This is a genomic window from Mesorhizobium sp. M7A.F.Ca.CA.002.15.2.1 (genome assembly GCF_003998715.1).
Lineage (GTDB): Bacteria > Pseudomonadota > Alphaproteobacteria > Rhizobiales > Rhizobiaceae > Mesorhizobium > Mesorhizobium ciceri.
The window spans coordinates 1-18,441 of sequence record NZ_RZPI01000033.1 but is presented as its reverse complement, the minus strand read 5'-3'; the positions used below and the strand labels follow the sequence as shown (position 1 = coordinate 18,441).

16 protein-coding genes are annotated in these 18,441 nt (G+C 59.3%); 11 read left to right on the top strand and 5 right to left on the bottom strand.

Annotated features, from left to right (window positions below; genetic code table 11):
• Nucleotides 1–99: 99 nt before the first annotated feature.
• The 5 genes from ENZ74_RS03970 to ENZ74_RS03950 all read left to right on the top strand — a co-directional run bounded on the left by ENZ74_RS03970 (nucleotide 100) and on the right by ENZ74_RS03950 (nucleotide 5,098).
• Nucleotides 100–549: an EamA family transporter gene (locus tag ENZ74_RS03970; RefSeq protein ID WP_063168218.1), complete on the top strand. Its 450-nt coding sequence runs from the start codon at nucleotides 100–102 to the stop codon at nucleotides 547–549.
• Nucleotides 546–1,553: an NAD(P)-dependent oxidoreductase gene (locus ENZ74_RS03965; RefSeq protein ID WP_063168217.1), complete on the top strand. Its 1,008-nt coding sequence runs from the start codon at nucleotides 546–548 to the stop codon at nucleotides 1,551–1,553. Before ENZ74_RS03970 ends, ENZ74_RS03965 begins: the two co-directional genes overlap by 4 nt.
• A 105-nt stretch (nucleotides 1,554–1,658) precedes the next feature.
• Nucleotides 1,659–3,089 (top strand): aspartate aminotransferase family protein, encoded by a 1,431-nt coding sequence (locus ENZ74_RS03960; RefSeq protein WP_244514351.1) that lies wholly within the window; start codon nucleotides 1,659–1,661, stop codon nucleotides 3,087–3,089.
• A gap of 21 nt (nucleotides 3,090–3,110) precedes the next feature.
• The gene (locus ENZ74_RS03955; protein ID WP_063168215.1) at nucleotides 3,111–4,343 is read left to right on the top strand and encodes a glycosyltransferase 87 family protein; all 1,233 of its coding nucleotides are present in this window, start codon (nucleotides 3,111–3,113) and stop codon (nucleotides 4,341–4,343) included.
• Complete coding sequence (locus ENZ74_RS03950; protein ID WP_063168214.1) at nucleotides 4,340–5,098, top strand: FkbM family methyltransferase; 759 nt, start codon at nucleotides 4,340–4,342, stop codon at nucleotides 5,096–5,098. The genes ENZ74_RS03955 and ENZ74_RS03950 overlap by 4 nt, the downstream gene beginning before the upstream one ends.
• 46 nt (nucleotides 5,099–5,144) lie before the next feature.
• Here ENZ74_RS03950 and ENZ74_RS03945 read toward each other — a convergent pair whose 3' ends face one another.
• The 4 genes from ENZ74_RS03945 to ENZ74_RS03930 all read right to left on the bottom strand — a co-directional run bounded on the left by ENZ74_RS03945 (nucleotide 5,145) and on the right by ENZ74_RS03930 (nucleotide 10,696).
• Nucleotides 5,145–6,455, bottom strand: a complete 1,311-nt coding sequence (locus tag ENZ74_RS03945) for an HlyD family type I secretion periplasmic adaptor subunit (protein WP_127312668.1) — start codon at nucleotides 6,453–6,455, stop codon at nucleotides 5,145–5,147.
• Complete coding sequence (locus tag ENZ74_RS03940; RefSeq protein ID WP_063168212.1) at nucleotides 6,442–8,283, bottom strand: type I secretion system permease/ATPase; 1,842 nt, start codon at nucleotides 8,281–8,283, stop codon at nucleotides 6,442–6,444. Before ENZ74_RS03940 ends, ENZ74_RS03945 begins: the two co-directional genes overlap by 14 nt.
• Nucleotides 8,284–8,389: 106 nt before the next feature.
• Nucleotides 8,390–10,231, bottom strand: a complete 1,842-nt coding sequence (locus tag ENZ74_RS03935; RefSeq protein ID WP_063168211.1) for a hypothetical protein — start codon at nucleotides 10,229–10,231, stop codon at nucleotides 8,390–8,392.
• Between the two features lie 9 nt (nucleotides 10,232–10,240).
• Nucleotides 10,241–10,696 carry a hypothetical protein gene (locus tag ENZ74_RS03930; RefSeq protein ID WP_127224123.1) on the bottom strand — a complete coding sequence of 152 codons (456 nt, stop codon included), beginning with the start codon at nucleotides 10,694–10,696 and terminating at the stop codon, nucleotides 10,241–10,243.
• A gap of 553 nt (nucleotides 10,697–11,249) precedes the next feature.
• Between ENZ74_RS03930 and ENZ74_RS03925 the strand changes: the two genes are divergently transcribed.
• The 6 genes from ENZ74_RS03925 to ENZ74_RS03900 all read left to right on the top strand — a co-directional run bounded on the left by ENZ74_RS03925 (nucleotide 11,250) and on the right by ENZ74_RS03900 (nucleotide 17,942).
• Nucleotides 11,250–13,811, top strand: coding sequence for an FAD-dependent oxidoreductase (locus tag ENZ74_RS03925; protein WP_063168209.1), 2,562 nt, complete (start codon nucleotides 11,250–11,252; stop codon nucleotides 13,809–13,811).
• Nucleotides 13,812–13,905: 94 nt separating this feature from the next.
• A complete protein-coding gene (locus ENZ74_RS03920; RefSeq protein WP_063168208.1) occupies nucleotides 13,906–14,754 on the top strand; it encodes a DUF1194 domain-containing protein in 849 nt (282 codons plus the stop codon).
• 78 nt (nucleotides 14,755–14,832) lie between these two features.
• Nucleotides 14,833–15,177 (top strand): peptidase inhibitor family I36 protein, encoded by a 345-nt coding sequence (locus tag ENZ74_RS03915; protein ID WP_024501320.1) that lies wholly within the window; start codon nucleotides 14,833–14,835, stop codon nucleotides 15,175–15,177.
• A 154-nt stretch (nucleotides 15,178–15,331) separates the two neighbouring features.
• On the top strand, nucleotides 15,332–16,282 hold the full coding sequence (locus ENZ74_RS03910) for an ABC transporter substrate-binding protein (protein ID WP_063168207.1): 951 nt from the start codon (nucleotides 15,332–15,334) through the stop codon (nucleotides 16,280–16,282).
• A 107-nt stretch (nucleotides 16,283–16,389) separates the two neighbouring features.
• Entirely contained in the window at nucleotides 16,390–17,163 is a 774-nt protein-coding gene (locus tag ENZ74_RS03905) for an ABC transporter permease (RefSeq protein ID WP_063168206.1), read from the top strand.
• The gene (locus ENZ74_RS03900) at nucleotides 17,160–17,942 is read left to right on the top strand and encodes an ABC transporter ATP-binding protein (RefSeq protein WP_013531158.1); all 783 of its coding nucleotides are present in this window, start codon (nucleotides 17,160–17,162) and stop codon (nucleotides 17,940–17,942) included. The genes ENZ74_RS03905 and ENZ74_RS03900 overlap by 4 nt, the downstream gene beginning before the upstream one ends.
• A 114-nt stretch (nucleotides 17,943–18,056) precedes the next feature.
• On the opposite strand, the gene ENZ74_RS03895 is transcribed toward ENZ74_RS03900, so the two are convergent.
• Nucleotides 18,057–18,441, bottom strand: a 385-nt coding sequence (locus tag ENZ74_RS03895) for a helix-turn-helix domain-containing protein (protein ID WP_127312667.1), incomplete at its 5' end; no start/stop codon positions are given.

The following is an 18,441-nucleotide window of genomic DNA, read 5'->3' as shown; positions in this document are numbered from 1 at the left end:
ATTGATGATTAATAACGAGATTTACTCAAAATATTGTTGGGACTTCACCAAATGTTTGCGGGTTTGTAATAGGAAGCGCGAAGGGGTGGCTTGGAACACATGAAATACATCGTCTTCATTCTCTTTACCGTCATGACCAATGCCGCCGCGCAGCTGATGCTGAAGCAAGGCATGATGTCGCTCGGACCGATCTCGTTCGAGGGCGTCAATCCGCTCGTCAAGCTGCTGCAGATCGTCTTCAGCCCCTGGGTGTTCCTTGGCCTGTGTACCTTCGTCATCTCGATGGCCTCGCATCTCTATGTGCTGTCCAAGGTCGAGCTCTCCTTCGCCTACCCGTTCCTCAGCCTCGCCTATGTTGCCGTCGCCATCTTCGCTTATTTCGTCTTCCGCGAGGACCTCAATGGCTGGCGGATCGCCGGTATCGCCTTCATCTGCGTCGGCACGGTGCTGATCGCGCAAAGTGGGCGGGATTTGGGTGAGCAAGGGCATGAGGACCAGACCGCTTCCATCACGCCCGACAAGATCCAAGCAAACGAGATCGTTCGATGAGACATGTGATTTTCGGCGGCGACGGTTTCGTCGGCCGCCATCTTGCCCCGAAACTTGTGGCCGATGGTGAAGAGGTTGTCGTCGCCGACATCGTCAAGAGCGACCTGCCGCACTACCGCACCGTCCGCTTTATCCAATGCGACGTCACCGACCCGACCTCGGTCACCGCGGTTGGGCTCAGGGCCGACGACATGGTCTACAATTTGTCGGCCAAGATGCTATCGCCGATCCAGGTGCGCGCCAAGCGGCACGATTTCTTCTTCCCTGTGAATTTCCATGGCACCGAGCACATCATGCAGGCCATGGACGGAGCCGGTGCGTCAAAACTCGTCCACTACACGACCGACATGATCTACGGCCACACGGTCACGCAGCCGATGACCGAGGAGCACCCGGTGGCGCCGCTGGGCGAATATGGCTGGTCGAAGCAGAAGACAGAGGAGCTCGCCGCCGAATGGCGCAAGCGCGGCATGTCGATCTCGCTGTTTCGCCCGCGCCTGATCATCGGTCCCGGCCGGCTCGGCATTCTGGAAAAACTGTTCAAGCTGATCGACTGGAACCTTCCCGTGCCGATGATCGGTTCGGGCAGGAATCCTTATCAGTTCATCTCGGTGTTCGACTGCGCCGAGGCTGCGCGCGCGGCCTGGAAGGCCGGCGTGCCAAACGAGGCCTATAATCTCGGTTCGCTCAATCCGCCGCCGGTCAAGAAATTGCTCGGCGATCTGATCAGGCATGCCGGCTCGAAATCGATCCTGATCCCGACACCGGGCTGGGCGGTCAAGCGCACGCTGGACCTGCTTGACCTCTTGAACATGCCGATCATGGACCCGGAACAGTATCTGATCGCCGACGAGGATTGCGTGCTCGACGTGTCCAAGGCCGGGCGTCAGCTCGGCTGGGTGCCGCAATATCGCGACGAGGACATGCTGATCGCCGCCTACAGCGAGTACCGCGCAAAGAAAGCCGGTCACGCCGTCGCCACCAAACATGTGCCCGCCGAATAGCGGCTTGCAAAAACAGCTTTCGTTGCGCCCGATCCTGGTCGTGCGCGCAGACAGGAGATTGAAATGACCGTCATGGCCAAGCCCGAACAGACCAATTTGCGCACCATGGTCAGCGCGCCGGCGCTGTCGCCTGTCACCATCGCCAAGCCCGATTTGATCAGCGTCGAACAAGCCAAGGCGATGGATGTCGCCCGCATGACCGACCTGTTCAAGGCGCATCTCAACCCCGGCCAGTTCCACTTCATGAAGCTGCTCGGCTTCCACAAGATCAAGATCGAGCGTGCCGAAGGCATGTTCTACATCGACCAGAACGGCCGCAAGATCCTCGACTTCTTCGGCGGCTTCGGTTCGCTGGCCTTTGGCCACAATCATCCGCGCATCCTGGAAGCACGCAAGAAATTCCAGGAGGAGAAGCGCCAGGAAATCGCCATCGCCTTCATGTCGCAATATGCGGCAGCGCTTGCGCACAACATCGCCAAATGCTCGCCCGGCGATCTCGACATGGTATTTTTGGGTTCGTCCGGCTCGGAAGCGATGGAAGCGGCGGTGAAGCTCGCCGAGCGCGCGGCCGGTCCGAAGCGGCCGAAGATCGTCTATGCCGAGAATTCCTTCCACGGCAAGACCAAGGGCGTGCTGGGCATCACAGACGGCCAGCTTTACCGCGCCGACTTCAAGGTGGCGGAAAACACGGTCCGCATCCCGTTCGCCGACATCGAGGCGGTCGAGCGCCTGTTCCGCTCCGATCCGGAGGTCGGGGTCATCGTGCTCGAGACCATCCAGGGCGGTGGCGGCATCATTCAGGCGCCGGCCGAATATTGGCAGAAGCTGCGCGCGCTGTGCGATCAGTACGGCGTGCTGTGGGTCGCCGACGAAGTGCAGTGCGGCTACGGCCGTTCGGGCCGCTTCTACGCCTTCGAGCATTACGGCGTCATTCCCGATGTGACCGCGCTGGCCAAGTCGCTCGGCGCCGGCAAGGCGGCGGTGGGAGCCATGATCGCGCGGCGCGAGGTCTACATGAAGGCCTATGGCACGCCGAAAACGGCGATGATCCATGCCATGGCGACCTTCGGCGGCATGGGCGAGGCCTGCGTCACCGCGATCGAGGGGCTCAACGTGCTCTACGACGAGGGGCTGATCGACAATGCCGCCGTCACCGGCGACTATTTGCTGCAGCGCCTGCAGGCGCTCAGGGAAAAGTACCCGAAGATCATCAAGGATGTGCGCGGCAAGGGTTTTATGGTCGGCCTGGAGTTCCACGACTTCTCGCAGACCTTGCCGATGGTGCTGCGGCCGATCGTCAGCGTGCTCGACGACAAGCTGAAGGGCTCGCTGTCGGGCTTCGTCGGCGCGCTGCTGCTGCGCGATTACGACGTGCTGGTCGCCTTCACCGAGTACAACCGCAACGTCATCCGGCTGGAGCCGCCGCTGATCTGCCAGCGTGAGCATGTCGATCGTTTCGTCGATGCTTTCGACAGTCTGCTGTCGCGCGGCATCGTGTCGATCGTGAAGGATTTCGTCAAAAGCCAGGTCCGTTAAACCGAAACTCGCTGAGTAGACATGCTGACCAAGTCGCCCGCTCCACAGAACCCACTCGACCGGCTCACCGGGGCCGGTCTGGCGTGGGGCGTGGGGACTTATGCGCGGCTGGCGGCACCGATCGGCGCCGCGGCCTTCGCGCTCTACATTCTTTTTTCAGCGTTCACCGCGTGGGTGATGCCCGACGCCAATTGGGACATGCTGCCCTATCTCGCCATAGCGGAGGAAGGCACCTATCCCGATGCACAGGCGCTGCATGACTATGCCTACAACACTGTCAAATCGGGCGTGTCGGCCGGTGACTACAAGGCGCTGACCGACGATGGCGGCGGCTTCCGCAGCCACATGGCGGAGAATGCCGCCGACTTCCATTCATTGCTCGGCATGTACCGGATCAAGTTCCTCTATGCCGAGATCCTGTCGACGATGAGCGCGGTGATGTCGCCGGTCGAGGCGATGCGCCTGGTCTCAGTGTTCTCCGTGCTGCTGTTCGGCGCGATCGCCCTGATGTGGCTGCGCTCCGAGGGGGCACTGGCCTTGGCGCCGGTGGTCGGCGCGGTGCTGATCATGGCCGATTTCGGCGATGCGGCGCGCGCCTCAACGCCGGATCTGCTCACATCGGCGCTGTTGCTGGGCGGGCTTTATGCCTATGTCCGCGGCCGCGAGGTGGCGACGGCGATCCTGCTCTTCCTCGCCTTCATGGTGCGCCCGGACAACATTGTTTTCCTTGCTGTTTTTGCTGTGCTGCTGGTTGCGTTCCGGCAGAGGGCATGGGGCGCGCTGGCCGGCTTTGCCGCTTCCTTCGTTGCCTATTTCGCCATCTCGCACTGGGCGCATCATCCCGGCTGGTGGCCGCATCTGTGGTTCTCCAGCATCGAGCAGCATTACAATATGGACGGGTTCGAGCCGCCATTCTCCATCGTTGCCTATCTCAGGGCATTTGCCACCTCGCTGCTGCGTGCCGTCAGCCTGAACAGCTGGGTCGGCGTGTCGGTGCTGGCACTGGCCGGCTGGTTTGCTGCCGACCGCGCCGGCTTCCGCCTCGACCGCCGCGCCGGCATCCTGTTCGCGGCACTGGTGCTCGGCGCGCTGGCGAAGTTCACCGTCTTCCCGATCCACGACACGCGCATCTATTTCCCGCATCTGATCCCGCCATTCCTGCTGCTGGCGACGCCGTTCATGGCGTTGTGGGCGGCCGTGGCTCGCGGCCAGAATCGCGCTGCCATGCAAATCATTCCCGGAGACAAGTCATGAGTTCGCTATCCAGCCTGGCGCGCGTTGCCCTGTCGCTCGGTCTTCCCAGTGGCGTTCTCGATCGCGGGCCGTCGCTGCGCGGCACGAAATTCCTGGCCAAGGCAGCGCTGAAGGCGCGGTTTGGTGGGGCGGGGCGGCCGTTCCAGATGGTCAATGTCGGCGCCTGCGACGGCGCGCTCTTCGACGATGTGACGCCGTGGCTGCACAGGATTCCCGGTGCACGCGCGATGCTGGTCGAGCCGATCCCCTACAATCAGAAACGGCTGCGCGCCAACTACCCCGACATCAGCCGCTTCATCATCGAGCCGGTGGCGGTGACGAAGACAAAGGGCACGATCACCGTCCACACTTTCGATGCCGCCGCGCTCGAGGCCGGCACGCTGCCCATCGAATTCATCGGCTGTTCGTCGGTCACCGACACCAATCTGATGTCGGGCAAGAATGCCTGGGGCGAGGCCGACGCCAACTTCAACAAGTTCGCGCCGCATCTCAGGGACATCGAGGTGCCATCCGAGACCTTGCTGACGCTGCTCGACCGCAACGGCATCACCCATATCGACGCCTTCCTCGTCGATTGCGAGGGCGCCGACTGGATCGTCTTCGAACAACTCGACCTCAAGCGCTACCGTCCCGGCATGATCAAGGTCGAGGTCGGCGCGCTGCCGGCCGCCGAGATCGGCCAGGTCGTGGTCAAGCTGAAGACATCAGGCTATCAGGTCGGTTTCCAGGCCGAGGACATCTGGGCCTTCGTGTGAAGGAAGATAGAGCAGACGACCCCCTCCATTGCTACAAAGACGTGGCCTAGTCCTCTCTGAACGCACGACTGATCTGATCGGAAAGCGGCTTCACGAAATATGAAAACGCAGACCGTTCGTGGGTCTTGATAAAGGCCTCAACGGGCATTCCCGGAAGAACAATGAGTCCGTCTAGCCGCGCCAGTTCTTCGGGCGCTACCACGAAGCGCACCTGATAGTAGGAAGATCCTGAGCGCTCGTTAGTCGTCAGGTCAGCTGCAATACGGACAACCGTCCCATTGAGTTCTGGCGTGGTACGCTGATTGAATGCCGAGAGGCGTAGCACTGCCTTCTGCCCAAGCTCATTCTGGTCGATGTCGCGCGGTGCGATCTGGGCATCCAGCGCGAGCCCGCCGCTATCGGGAACGATCGACATAATCACATCCCCTGGCGAAATGACGCCGCCGACAGTGTGAAATGCCAGTTGGTGCACGATGCCAGCCTGTGGAGCGATGATGTCGATTCGCTTGAGTTGATCCTCGGCCGCGATCTTTCGCTCGATATATTCTCCGATCTGACCTTGCACTTCACGAAGTTCGGCGCTCACTTCAGTTTTCAGGTCGGAGTCGATCTGCAGGATCTGCAGTCTAGCTTCCGATATTCGGCCTGCTGCTTGAGCCTGGCCGGCCATCGCCTCGCCTCGATCACCGCCGAGGGTCGCCGCCTCTCGCTCCAGGTCGTTCAATCGCAACACAGAAACAATGCCCTTTGCCCGGAGCACTTGAAGCGAGGCGATCTCGGCATCAAGCACAGAGAGCCCACGATCAAAGGCTGTTTCGCGAGACTTCAGGCCATCGATCTCATGCGCGAACTGCTTAATTCTTTCGCGCAACTGGGACTTCTTCCCCGCTCGGTCTTCCTTCCTGAACTCAAACAGTCGACGCTCACTCTGAACGGCTGCGGCGATATCGGTGTTGTCAAGCCGGGAAAGTAAAGTTCCTGGAAACGCAATCTGGTCTTCGTCGTCGCGCTCGGCCTCAAGTCTAGCGAGCCGTGCAGTCAATTCGTCCAGCCTCTTGGTGACGATTCCAAGGTTTGCCCGCGCTTGCGTTGCATCGAGGCGCACAAGTACATCTCCGGCAGCAATCTTCTGCCCCTCCTTGATGAGAATCTCGCTGATAACGCCTCCAGTCAAATGTTGGATTTTCTTGACATAGCTATCGACGACAAAGGTGCCGGAAGCCACGACTGCACCAGAGAGATTGGTTGCGGCCGCCCACCCGCCTATGCCTCCCACCAAGAAAAGGCAGGAAGTGCCGCCAATGAAGAGGTGCCGCCGGATAGATCTTGAAACCAATTCGGCCTCAACGTTTGGCATCGGATCCCTCCATCAAGATTTCAGCGACCTCCGGCTTTGACTCGTTCGGATCTGCGACCATCTTGAAGGGCGCGAGCATCCTGGCCGATACAGAAAAGCCCGGATATCCAGCCATGGTAGGATTCGGAGAAGGGACCTTTGATATTTTCGAAAGAACTTCGTCGCGTGGTCCGAAGGCTTTGACCCGACCGGCCTCCATCATGAGAACGAAATCGACTGCAGCTAGCGCGCTCGGTCGATGCGCTATAACTATTGCGATCCCCTTGCGTTCCCTCACGGCCGCGATTGCCTTCACAACAGCAGCTTCGCCATCGGCGTCAAGATTCGCATTGGGTTCATCGAGCACGACGAGGAACGGATCGGCGTAGAGTGCCCTGGCAAGGCCGATCCGCTGGCGTTGCCCTGCCGAAAGGGATGATCCGGCTTCTCCAATGCGGGCTTCATATCCTTTATCAAACTGCAGGATAAGCTCATGAACGCCAGCCGCCATCGCGGCTGATACAATTGTCTCCGGCTTCGCGTCGGATTCGAAGCGGGCGATGTTCTCTGCGATCGTGCCATCGAAAAGTTCGCCCCCCTGTGGCAGGTAGCCGATGTGGCGACCGATTGCCTCCTGATCCCACTGGTCGAGTGACGCGTCGTCAATACGCACTTTGCCGCTCGCCGGGGTCCAGGCGCCAACGAGAGCGCGGGCAAGCGTCGACTTCCCCGCACCGCTAGGGCCAATAATGCCGAGCGCGCTCCCCGCGCGCATGACGAAGTTTGCTGCGAAGACCGTCGGCTTCGTCTCACCAGGGGGAACGACGGTGATGCCTGCGGCACGCAGTTCGCATTGCGGTTTGGGCAGGGCCAAGACAGTTGTCTCTTCAGGCATCATCAGCAGCAAATCCCTGAGGCGGATCCAACTCTGTCTCGCCATCAGGAACACTTTCCAACTTCCGATTGCCAATTCGACGGGCGCTAGTGCGCGGCCCATTATGATGGAACTGGCAATCATCACCCCCGGTGTGACCTGCTGCTCGATAGCGAGCCATGCACCCACTGCCAGGATTGCGGACTGGAGAACCAAACGAAGTGTTTTTGCAACGCCCCCTAGGCCGCTAACAACATCGCTGGCCCTGCGATTTGCCGCAAGGTAGTCCGAATTTGCAAGGCGCCAGCGCGCGGTCATGCGATTGCTAAGCCCCATCGCACGTATAGCTTCGGCATTGCGACGGGACGCGTCCAGCAAGGCATTGCGCACCGTGTTATGCCGGAGTGCCTCTCGAGTTGGGTTGCGGGAAGACGCATCGGTAATAACGGTAAGCGAGACCAACAAGATCGCGCCGACCATTGCTGTCATACCAAGCCAGAAATGAAGTAGAAAACACAGGCCGAGATAAAAGGGCATCCAAGGTAAATCGAAAAACGCGGTCGGACCGGGTCCGGAGAGAAAATTGCGTACATTGTCGAGATCGCGCAGCGGCTGCAATCCGTCGCTGGGCATGCGAGTTTCGAGTGGAAGGCGGACGACTGCGTCGTGAACGCGCCCGGAAAGCTGGTGATCGAACCGCTCACCGACGCGTAGAAGAACGCGGGCACGAATGATGTCAAGGCCGCATTGAAAGGCATATAGGCCGAACGCAAGCATCCCGAGGCCGACCAGTGTTGGGACGCTGTGGCTGGCAAGCACACGGTCATAAACCTGCAACATGAACAAGGGGGCAGTTAGCGCCAATACGTTTATGACGCCGCTTATCACCGCTGTTGCGAGGATTACCGCCTTGTTCGCCGCAACAAGTGACCTTTCAAATCCCCCAGAACCTATCTTCTCGGGGGATCGGGTCATGGAGATCTCGTTCCACCTACTTCAGCACAAAATCCTATGCATAGCTCAAGCATATTGCTTGTTACTGCCACTGATCCAGACCGAGGTGACTCACCCAAGACATACTTCAAGCGGCAACAAGCCATGCTGGGTCGAATCCCATATCAAACACGGTGTTCATTGCCACGCTGTGCGCGTTGTCATTTTCGTCCAAATAAGCCAACGAGAATGAATTAAAAACCTGCGATCTGCCGAAGTACCCGTTAATAACATGCGCCGACCCTGTCCATTCTGAAGACATACCAAAGTCTACCGTGTAGTCTCCATAAAGCACATCGGTACTGATGTAGTAGGCCTTGTTGGAGCTAAATGAATATGTACCAATTTCGATTGAAGTGGCTCCGTCATTGCCGCTGAGGGTATATTTTACATCCCACCAGTTCGTAACATAGTCTATCTCATACCATTGCTCACTTGCATGTATCGTTGTTGTACGCTGCGCGACCAATGTCTTCTCTAGATCCAGATCGGTGAGGCTTAATCCAGACAATAGGAAATTATTCAAGGGAGCAGAATAGTCTGAAGCGGGATCTGATGGCCAATACTTCTCTAGATTTCCAACAGCGACGTCATGCCCGCCATCGGGCGTCATGACATAGCCGACAAAAAAGTGACTCGAATCCTGGAACTCGATCGTGTCGTTCCCGCTGCCCGTATCAATCATGACCGGCAGGATTATACCCCAGCTGTTGTCTGCAACACCCGAGACTATGATGTGGTCATTTCCAGCGCCAGAAAAGACAAATCCCTGATCCGGATTGACCAAGGTTATCTCGTTGTCCTTTTCATTCCCAACAAGAATAAACTGAGAGGTGCTGTTCAAGGTGAAGCTGGTAACGTCACCCTGCAGGACAACCAGATTTCCATCCTTGTTCGCCGATGTTGCCGCATTTCCGGCTATGAAGGTGGCGCCGTTGATATTGACGATGTTATGCGGGTCGAGCCCCCAATAGTAAGGGTTCGACAGTTTGTAGGAATCCGATTGCATCCACTCGGAATTGTACCCTGCAAGAGTCAACTCGTTTGCGGTGCCGATGGTCTGGTTGATCACGTGATCGAACTCAGTCCCATGGGGAGTTGTGGGGAGATCGCTCCGGTCGAACGATATCTCCTTGTAGTCAGTGCTGGCATGCAGGATATTTGAGGTTCCTGAAACCGCCTCCTCAATCAGGAGACCATGAATGAACCTGCCAAGGAAACCAGACGCATCGGTGTCGTTAGCTGGGGCATACGGTTTTTGCTCGAACAGATATGACTGCTTGCTATCCAAGAATCCCGTATGGGTAGCGGCCCACTGGAGCAAGCTTTTGGCGAGAACATCGTCCCCGATAATAAATTTCATCTGAGATAGATTAAACACAAATGGATCCATATCCTGGAACCATTGGAGCGCATAGTTTTTCGCCGTAGCATCGCCGACTGTCAGCGGAATATTCATTCTAAAGTAGGATAGATACTGAGACAGATCCGCACTCGACGTGACCAGCCAGAAATCATAGTCGTTGAGAGCTCGAACCTCGTAGTAGGGTGTCCACCCTTCCGCCGCGCCTGAGAGCTCGGGGAAAACAGTTTGGTATGCTGCATCATGATAGTCGGAAATTTGCCGCCCCGTAAGGTTCCAATCAGTTTGTGTTGACCGAAGAGCGTAGTCACGCGTAGCGAGTTCCAGCATGAGCGCATCGCGACGTTGGTCAAAGAGTCCTGACGCGAAATCGCCATCTATTTTGTTCTTGGCATAGTTGTTAGCAACAATTCCGATTAACGAGTCGGCGTTCACGACACCATGTGCCATGCTTCCATAGTAGATGCCAGCGGCGGAAAGCGCATCGTAGTAATGAGACGCGTCACCCGTCGAGATGGTAAGCGCATATGCAGAGTTAATATCGTTTATCTGCTGTGAAGTTGGCATGATACGCTCCTATTTTTCAGAAAATGAATCAATCAGCGCCGAAAGACGTTTGTGAAACCTAGAGACGTCCTCTCGAAGATATTTACGAGGCGCCATGATCATCCAGCGCAATCCAGCCCTATCAAAGCTCATCATGCACGATGATACAGAAGAATATCCAGTGCACATAATGTACATAGGATCCGGCGCGGAAATATAGTAGATATTGTGAGAGAGATACCCCTTAGCATTATCCTTTACGCGAAACGAGGCGAATTTAATACCAGCATCGAGGTCATTTATAATTGGAAGCAGGAGGTTTTGCGGAATATGAATTTTTAGTGGGCCGCCTGGAACGGAGGCCGCCACTCCGAGTGCGTCCGAAAGCGGCAGCAGATCCTCCTCCCCCCGGATCTGGGGGTTTGGCCCGCGGCCAGCTTTCAGTTCAGGATAGCTCAGTCGTAGCGCGACTTGCTTGATATCCATGGTTGCCTTCGGATTTCGTTCCCGAAATAGATCTGAGGGGACATAGAGCGTTCCCTGCGAGTATGTCACGGCAACGCGATCGATCGACGAAGAGGTGAGCCAGAGAAAACGTTCGTCTCCAGTGTCGAGTGATGCGGATTGCGAGTGCCCGCAGGTGACCAAAGCCAAGAGGAGCGCAATTGAAAATCGACCTTTGAGCACGCGTTTTCCCGCCCAGCATGCGCTCTAATTCGTTAAGTTATTAGTATGCCATATCTCATAACGATTGCAACAATTAATATACTTACAGATTTATCTTTCATCGAAGTATATAAGTAAGATCTTTTATAATAATGCTGATCTCGATGCGTAGCTATCAGGTCGGTTTCCAGGCCGAGGACATCTGGGCCTTCGCCTGAGTTAGCCTACCGGAAAGCGAACCGCCCCAGGCGCCCGGTGTGAAGCATTCTGCCGTCTGGTCGCTCGGCTTTTTGCCAATGTCGCAAACAGGCTTCAATCGTGCTGCTGCTCCGCCCTATAGTCCGCCCGCTTTATCACTTTGGAGTCGCGGGCAATGGCAGAGTTTCCGAAAAAGGCGAGGGTCGTCATCGTCGGCCTGGGCGGTATTGTCGGCGCATCGATCGCCCATCACCTGATCGAACGCGGCTGGGATGACATTGTCGGCATCGACAAATCAGGTATCCCGACCGATATCGGCTCGACGGCGCACGCCTCCGACTTCTGCTACACCACCAGCCACGATTTCCTGTCGTGCTGGACGACGCTCTACTCCATCGATTTCTACGAGAAGATGGGTCATTACGCGCGTATCGGCGGCCTCGAGGTCGCGCGTGTCGGCGACGACAGCCGAATGGAAGAAATCAAGCGCAAGATCGCCTCGGCCAAGGCGTTTGGCACGCGCGCGCGCCTGATCGAGCCGGCCGAGATCAAGGAAAAATTTCCGCTCATCGAAGAAGCGATTGTTCAAGGTGGTCTTTGGGATCCCGATGCCGGTCTGGTCATCCCGCGTTCGCAGACGGTCGCCGGCAAGCTGGTCGACCAGGCGGAAGCGTCGGGCAAGCTCAAATCCTTCGCCAACACATCGGCCCGGTCGCTGGTCGTCAAGGACGGCCGCATATCAGGCGTGGTAACGGACCGCGGCACCATCGAGGCCGACTATGTCGTCGTCTGCGCCGGGATTTGGGGCCGGCTGATAGCGGAAATGGTCGGCGAAGACCTGCCGGTCATGCCGATCGACCATCCGCTGACCTTCTTCGGCCCCTACAACGAGTTCGCCGGCACCGGCAAGGAGATCGGCTGGCCGCTGCTGCGCGACCAGGGCAACTCGGCCTATATGCGCGACACCGGTGATCCCAAGACCGCCGAGGGCGGGCAGATCGAATGGGGTTATTACGAAGAGACCAATCCGCGCCTTTGCCACCCGCGCGACCTGCTGGAGAAGGACCAGGCGCGGCTTTCGCCGTCGCAACGCGATCTCGACATGGAACAGATCCTGGCGCCGCTCGAACGCGCCATGGAACTGACGCCGATCCTCGGCGAACTCGGCTATAATGAGAGCCATTCGTTCAATGGACTTCTCCAGGTAACCGCGGACGGCGGCCCGTCGATGGGCGAAAGCCAGAAGGTGCGGGGTCTGTGGTATGCCGTTGCCATCTGGGTCAAGGATGGTCCCGGCATGGGCAAGCTGATCGCCGACTGGATGACCGACGGCCGCACCGCAATCGATCACCATGCCATCGACTATGCACGGTTCTATCCGCACCAGACCAAGGAGCAGTTCATCTGGGACCGCTGCACCGAGACGGCGATGAAGGTCTACAATCCGGCGGTGCATCCGCGCGAGCCGTTCTCCAAGGCCCGCAATATCCGGCGCTCGCCGTTCTGGGAACGCGAGAAGGAACTCGGCGGCTATTTCATGGAACTCGGCGGCTGGGAGCGCGCCCACGGCTATGCCGCCAACGAGCATCTCCTGGAGAAATACGGCAACCGGGTGCCGGTGCGTGAGAACGAATGGGACAACCGCCATTTCTGGCGCGTCTCCAATGCCGAACATCTCGCCATGAGCGAGGATTGCGGCATCGTCAACCTGTCGCATTTCGCCATGTACGACATCGAAGGTCCAGACCATGTCGCGCTGCTGGAATGGTTGTGCGCAGCCAAGATTGGCGGCGACAACAACATCGGCAAGGGCATCTACACCCACTTCCTCGACGAGGAAGGCATGGTGCGGGCCGACTTTACCGTTATTCGCATGGCCGACCGCTGTCGTTTGATCGACGGCGCGGATGCTGGCCCGCGCGATTTCCAGTACATGCGCCGCACGGCACAGGACAAAGGTTTCGACGTCACCATCACCGACGTGACCGAGAAGTTCGTCACCATCGGCATCTGGGGACCGAACGCCCGGGCGACCTTGCAGAAGGTGGTCGAAAACCCGGACGGGCTCTCTGTTGAGAACTTCCCATTCGCGGCGATCAAGCCGGTCCGGATCGGCGGCAAGGACGTCACCGCTTTCCGCATCTCCTATGTCGGCGAGCAGGGCTGGGAACTGCATATGCGCTACGAGGACGGTCTCGCTGTGTGGGACGCGCTGCGCTCGACCGGCGTGATGCCTTTCGGCGTGGAGACCTATGCCAACACGCGCCGCATGGAAAAGAGCCTGCGCCTGCAGAACGCCGACCTTCTGACCGAGTACAATCTGCTCGAAGCGGATCTCGCTCGTCCAAAGGTCAAGGAGAACGATTTCTGCGGCAAGGCGAAGCACGTCGAATACCGCGCCCGCGAGCACCAGCCGGCCATGCTGTGCACGCTGGTGATGACCGAGAATGTCGATTCCAAAGGCGTTGCCCGCTATCCCGTCGGCACCATGCCGGTGATGGATCCGAAGACCGGCGAGACGCTGGTCGACGAACTCGGCCGGCGGTCCTTCACCACCTCGATGGCCTATGGCCCGACCATCGGCAAGAATATCGGTCTTGCCTATCTGCCGTGGGCGTACGCCCAGGAAGGCCGCAAGCTCACGATCGAGTATTTCGGTGAGACATATCCGGTCGAAGTGGCGGCTGTCGGCTACAAGCCGCTCTACGATCCGGAGAATTTGAAGCCGCGCAGCTGATTGCTAGCCGGCGCAAAGGGCATGAAGGCAAAAGCCTGGCCATCGGCCGGGCTTTTCTCTTTTTAAGCCGACGGTTTTCGCTTACCTTCGCGGCATGTCTGCTTTTGCCTGCGCAAGACATTTCCTTTCAGGCTGCGCCGCGTTCGCACTGACGCTCTGGTTGACGCCCGCGGCCCAAGCTGACGAGCCCGTCGATGTCGAGCTGGTGCTGGCCGTCGATGTCTCGCTGTCGATGTCTCCGGACGAACTCGAGATCCAGCGTCACGGCTACGCCGCGGCACTGACGCACGACAATGTGCTGCAGGCCATTGCCGATGGCGCTTATGGCAAGATCGCCGTCACCTATGTCGAATGGGCCGGCACCAACTGGCAGCGCGTCATCGTGCCGTGGACGGTGATCGCCAGCCGCACCGACGCCGAGCGGGTGGTTGCGCAACTATCCGCTCAGCCGCCCAACAGCGCGCGGCGCACCTCGATCTCCGGAGCGCTGGAGTTCGGCAATGACCTGTTCGCCGAAAGCGGCTACCAGGGCACGAAGCGGGTCATCGACATTTCGGGCGATGGCCCCAACAATCAAGGCGCGCCGGTCAACCTGACCCGCGACGATCTGATCAAGCAAGGCATCGTCATCAACGGCCTGCCGCTGATGACGCGAGGCGGTTTTTCCGGCGCCTACGAAGTCAGCAATCTCGATCGCTACTACAGCGACTGCGTCATCGGCGGACCCGGAGCCTTCATGATTCCGGTCAATGACTGGACGCAGTTTCCCGAAGCCATCCGTCGCAAGCTGGTGCTGGAACTCGCCGGCCCGGCCTCGCCGCAATGGGCGGCAGAAGAAGCCACGCATCCGCCGGTGGTATTGGCGCAGGACAAGCCCGCCACCGACTGCCTGGTCGGCGAGAAAATGTGGCGCAACCGCAGCTGGATGTTTGACAGCCGCTAGGCGACCGAAGCATTGGCAAATTGGCCGGACCGCGCTATCCAGTCGGAGGGGCCGCGGCAAAAACCGAGGAAACATCAGATGAAACGTCTAGCCATCCTGACTGCTGTCGCGTCCGTACTTTTTGCCGACGCCGCCAGCGCCCAATACAATGATGAGCCCGCCTGCATGATGTTCGAGCACGCGAATTTTCGCGGTCGGTCCATCGGTATGGGCCCCGACGATTCCGTGAACTTTCGCGGCGGCCAGTTCTGGAACGACCGTGTGTCGTCGGTGATTGTGCGCCGGGGTTGCACACTCATTGCCTATGAGGACTCCCGGATGGGTGGCCGCTCGATCGAGATCCGGCGCCGGATCCGCGATTTCGGCGGCAGCGACTGGAATGACCGTATATCGTCGGCGGAGTGCACCTGCGACGATTATTGAGGCCATTTTGGATTAGCCACGATGGATTTCTGGCGGTGGTAGCCATTGGCCGACAGCAGAGCCGGGCCTGCCGGTTGCCTCACCAAGCTGTTCATTGACAAGCCGATTGGCGTCTGTGAGACAATTCCCCAGCAAAAACAAAAGGGGAACCGACATGAACAGGATCGCCGTTCTTACCGCAACTCTGACACTTGCCGCCGGCCTGTCGGCACCGGCGATGGCTGCCACCTCGGTCACTATCGGCATCAGCGGCTGGACAGGCTTCGCGCCGCTGACGCTTGCGAAGCAGGCGGGCATCTTCGAGAAACACGGACTCGACGTGACCCTGAAAAAGGTGCCGCAAGCGAGCCGGCCGCTCGCCATCGCCAGCGGCGACCTGCAATGCGCGGCCACCACGGTGGAGACCTGGCTGGTGTGGAACGCCAGCGGCGTCACCACCAAGCAGATCTTCCAGCTCGACAAATCCTACGGCGCCGACGGCATCGTCGCCCGCAACAACATCAAGACCGTCGCCGATCTCAAGGGCAAGAACGTCGCGTCATCGGCGCCGGGCACGTCGCCCTATTTCATGCTCGCCTGGGTGCTGAACAAGAACGGCATGTCGACGAAGGACGTCACCGTCGTCAATCTGGAGCCTGATGCGGCGGCGCAAGCTTTCCTCGCCGGGCAGAACGACGCCGCCGTCACCTACGAGCCGTTCATCTCGGCGGTGCGCGACAAGTCGGACCAGGGCCATATCCTGGCGACGACGCTCGACTACCCGATGGTGCTCGACACGGTGGGCTGCACACCCGAATTCCTGAAAACCAATCCGGATGCCGCCAAGGCGCTGGCCGACAGCTATTTTGATGCACTCGACCTGATCAAGAGCGATCCGCAGAAATCCTACGAGACCATGGGTGCCGACGTGAAACAGTCGGCCAAGGAATTCGAGGATTCGGCGAAATACCTGAAATGGGCCGACCGGGCGGAGAACAAACAGTTCTTCACCAAGGAATTCCAGGACTTTTCCAAGACCGCTGGCGAACTGCTGCTGCAGATGGGACTGATCAAGGAAGCGCCCGACGTCACCACGTTGGCTGACACCAGCCCGGTTTCGAACTGATCGTTCGGCCTTTGACCATCAAGCGGCGGCGCCTGGCGCTGCCGCCTTCTCTTGGACAAAGCGCGATTTGAGCATGGGGACCATTTGAAAATGGCGACGATTTGACGATGCGCCCCTTGCATCCAGTCTCGCCGGGCATCCGAACCGTGCTCGGCATTTCCTTCTTCGTGCTTTTCGTGGCCTTCTGGGCTTGGATCACGCTAGGCGGCCACGTCAACCGCATCTTCCTCGCCGATCCGCTGTCGATGCTGCGGGATGGCTGGCGGCTTTTGGTCGAAGACCGTTTTTGGCTCGACGTTCTGATCACCATCTGGCGCGTCTTCGGCGGCTTCCTGCTTGCCTCGGTCGTCGCGGTACCGCTTGGCATCGCGATGGGCGCCTGGAAGCCGGTGGAGGCGTTTCTGGAGCCTTTTGTCTCCTTCGCCCGCTACTTGCCTGCGTCGGCATTCATCCCACTGCTCATCTTGTGGGCCGGCATCGGCGAGCTGGAAAAACTGCTGGTCATCTTCGTCGGCTCGGTGTTCCAGATCGTCCTCATCATCGCGGTCAAAGTTGGCGGCACACGACGCGATCTGGTCGAGGCCGCCTACACGCTGGGTTCCACCAACAGCGGCATCGTCAACCGGGTGATCATGCCGGCCAATGCGCCGGAGGTCGCCGAGACGCTGCGGCTGGTGCTCGGCTGGGCCTGGACCTATGTCATCGTCGCGGAACTGATCGGCTCGTCATCCGGCATCGGCTACATGATCATCAACAGTCAGTCGCGGCTGGCGACGGGTCAGATCATCTTCGGCATCATCGTCATCGGACTGATCGGGCTGTTGTCCGACTTCGCCTTCAAGGCCTTCAACCGCTGGCTCTTTCCGTGGAGCCTGGCGTGAACAAGCTTCTCATCGAGGGCGTTTCGCGCACCTTTGCCGGCGTGCGCGGCGGTCAGCCGGTCAAGGCGCTGATGCCGATCGACCTGGCGGTCGCCGCCAACGACTTCATCACTATTCTGGGGCCGTCCGGCTGCGGGAAGTCGACACTGCTCAGGATTGTCGCGGGCCTGGAAGCATCGAGCGAGGGCCGTGTGCTGCTCGACGGCAAGGCGGTGACCCGGCCGGGGCCGGATCGCGGCATGGTCTTTCAGTCCTACACGCTGTTTCCCTGGCTGACTGTGGCGCAGAACATCGCTTTCGGCTTGCGCGAACGCGGAATGCCCGAAAAGGAGCGGGACGGGGTCGTCGCTTCCTACGTCAATCTCGTCGGCCTGAAAGGGTTCGAGAACCATTGGCCGAAGCAGCTCTCCGGCGGCATGCAGCAGCGCACGGCGATCGCCCGGGCGCTGGCTAACGATCCGGAGATCCTGTTGCTGGATGAGCCGTTCGGCGCGCTCGACAACCAGACGCGCGGTCTGATGCAGGAACTGCTGCTCGGCATCTGGGAACGGCGCCAAAAGACGGTGCTGTTCGTCACCCATGACATCGAGGAGGCGATCTTCATGGCCTCGCGCGTCATCGTGATGACGGCGCGGCCTGGCCGCATCAAGTCGGATGTCGCCATCGACCTGCCGCATCCGCGCCATTACACGCTGAAGACCAGCCCGGAATTCTCGGCGCTGAAAGCGCGGCTGACCGAGGATATTCGGGTCGAGGCGATGCGCACGGCGCAGGCGTAGTCAGACCGACACAGCCTGATCATCTGGAAAGATACTTGGCTCGCTCAACAGACGCTTGAGGCGAGGAAGATCACGTTTCGGGGCGTCCAGAGCCGCCTCACGTGACACCTCTGCTCAGGCGGCCAGCAGCTGCTTGCGGTCGACGCGCTCCTGCTGCGGCGAGCGGGCGTAGAGTTCGCGGTAGCATTTGGAGAAATGCGAGGCCGAGACGAAGCCGCAGGCGACCGCCACCTCGACCACTGGCATCGAGGACTGGATCAGCAGGTGCCGAGCGCGGTCGAGCCGGATTTCGAGATAATAGCGGGCGGGGGAGCGGCCCATCTCGGTGCGGAACAGCCGCTCGATCTGGCGGCGCGACAGGTCGACATGATCGGCGATCTCGATCAGTGACAGCGGCTCCGACAGATTGCCTTCCATCAACTCGATGATGGTCAGCACTTTCGAGTTCTGGACGCCGAGGCGGGCGCGCAGCGGCAGGCGCTGGCGGTCGGTGGGGCTG

Coding starts and splice junctions, on each gene's coding strand:
- ENZ74_RS03925 (WP_063168209.1), top strand. CDS start 11,250: ATGGCAGAGTTTCCGAAAAAGGCGAGGGTCGTCATCGTCGGCCTGGGC.
- ENZ74_RS03955 (WP_063168215.1), top strand. CDS start 3,111: ATGCTGACCAAGTCGCCCGCTCCACAGAACCCACTCGACCGGCTCACC.
- ENZ74_RS03910 (WP_063168207.1), top strand. CDS start 15,332: ATGAACAGGATCGCCGTTCTTACCGCAACTCTGACACTTGCCGCCGGC.
- ENZ74_RS03965 (WP_063168217.1), top strand. CDS start 546: ATGAGACATGTGATTTTCGGCGGCGACGGTTTCGTCGGCCGCCATCTT.
- ENZ74_RS03960 (WP_244514351.1), top strand. CDS start 1,659: ATGGTCAGCGCGCCGGCGCTGTCGCCTGTCACCATCGCCAAGCCCGAT.
- ENZ74_RS03940 (WP_063168212.1), bottom strand. CDS start 8,283: ATGACCCGATCCCCCGAGAAGATAGGTTCTGGGGGATTTGAAAGGTCA.
- ENZ74_RS03905 (WP_063168206.1), top strand. CDS start 16,390: ATGCGCCCCTTGCATCCAGTCTCGCCGGGCATCCGAACCGTGCTCGGC.
- ENZ74_RS03945 (WP_127312668.1), bottom strand. CDS start 6,455: ATGCCAAACGTTGAGGCCGAATTGGTTTCAAGATCTATCCGGCGGCAC.
- ENZ74_RS03935 (WP_063168211.1), bottom strand. CDS start 10,231: ATGCCAACTTCACAGCAGATAAACGATATTAACTCTGCATATGCGCTT.
- ENZ74_RS03970 (WP_063168218.1), top strand. CDS start 100: ATGAAATACATCGTCTTCATTCTCTTTACCGTCATGACCAATGCCGCC.
- ENZ74_RS03915 (WP_024501320.1), top strand. CDS start 14,833: ATGAAACGTCTAGCCATCCTGACTGCTGTCGCGTCCGTACTTTTTGCC.
- ENZ74_RS03930 (WP_127224123.1), bottom strand. CDS start 10,696: ATGGATATCAAGCAAGTCGCGCTACGACTGAGCTATCCTGAACTGAAA.
- ENZ74_RS03920 (WP_063168208.1), top strand. CDS start 13,906: ATGTCTGCTTTTGCCTGCGCAAGACATTTCCTTTCAGGCTGCGCCGCG.
- ENZ74_RS03950 (WP_063168214.1), top strand. CDS start 4,340: ATGAGTTCGCTATCCAGCCTGGCGCGCGTTGCCCTGTCGCTCGGTCTT.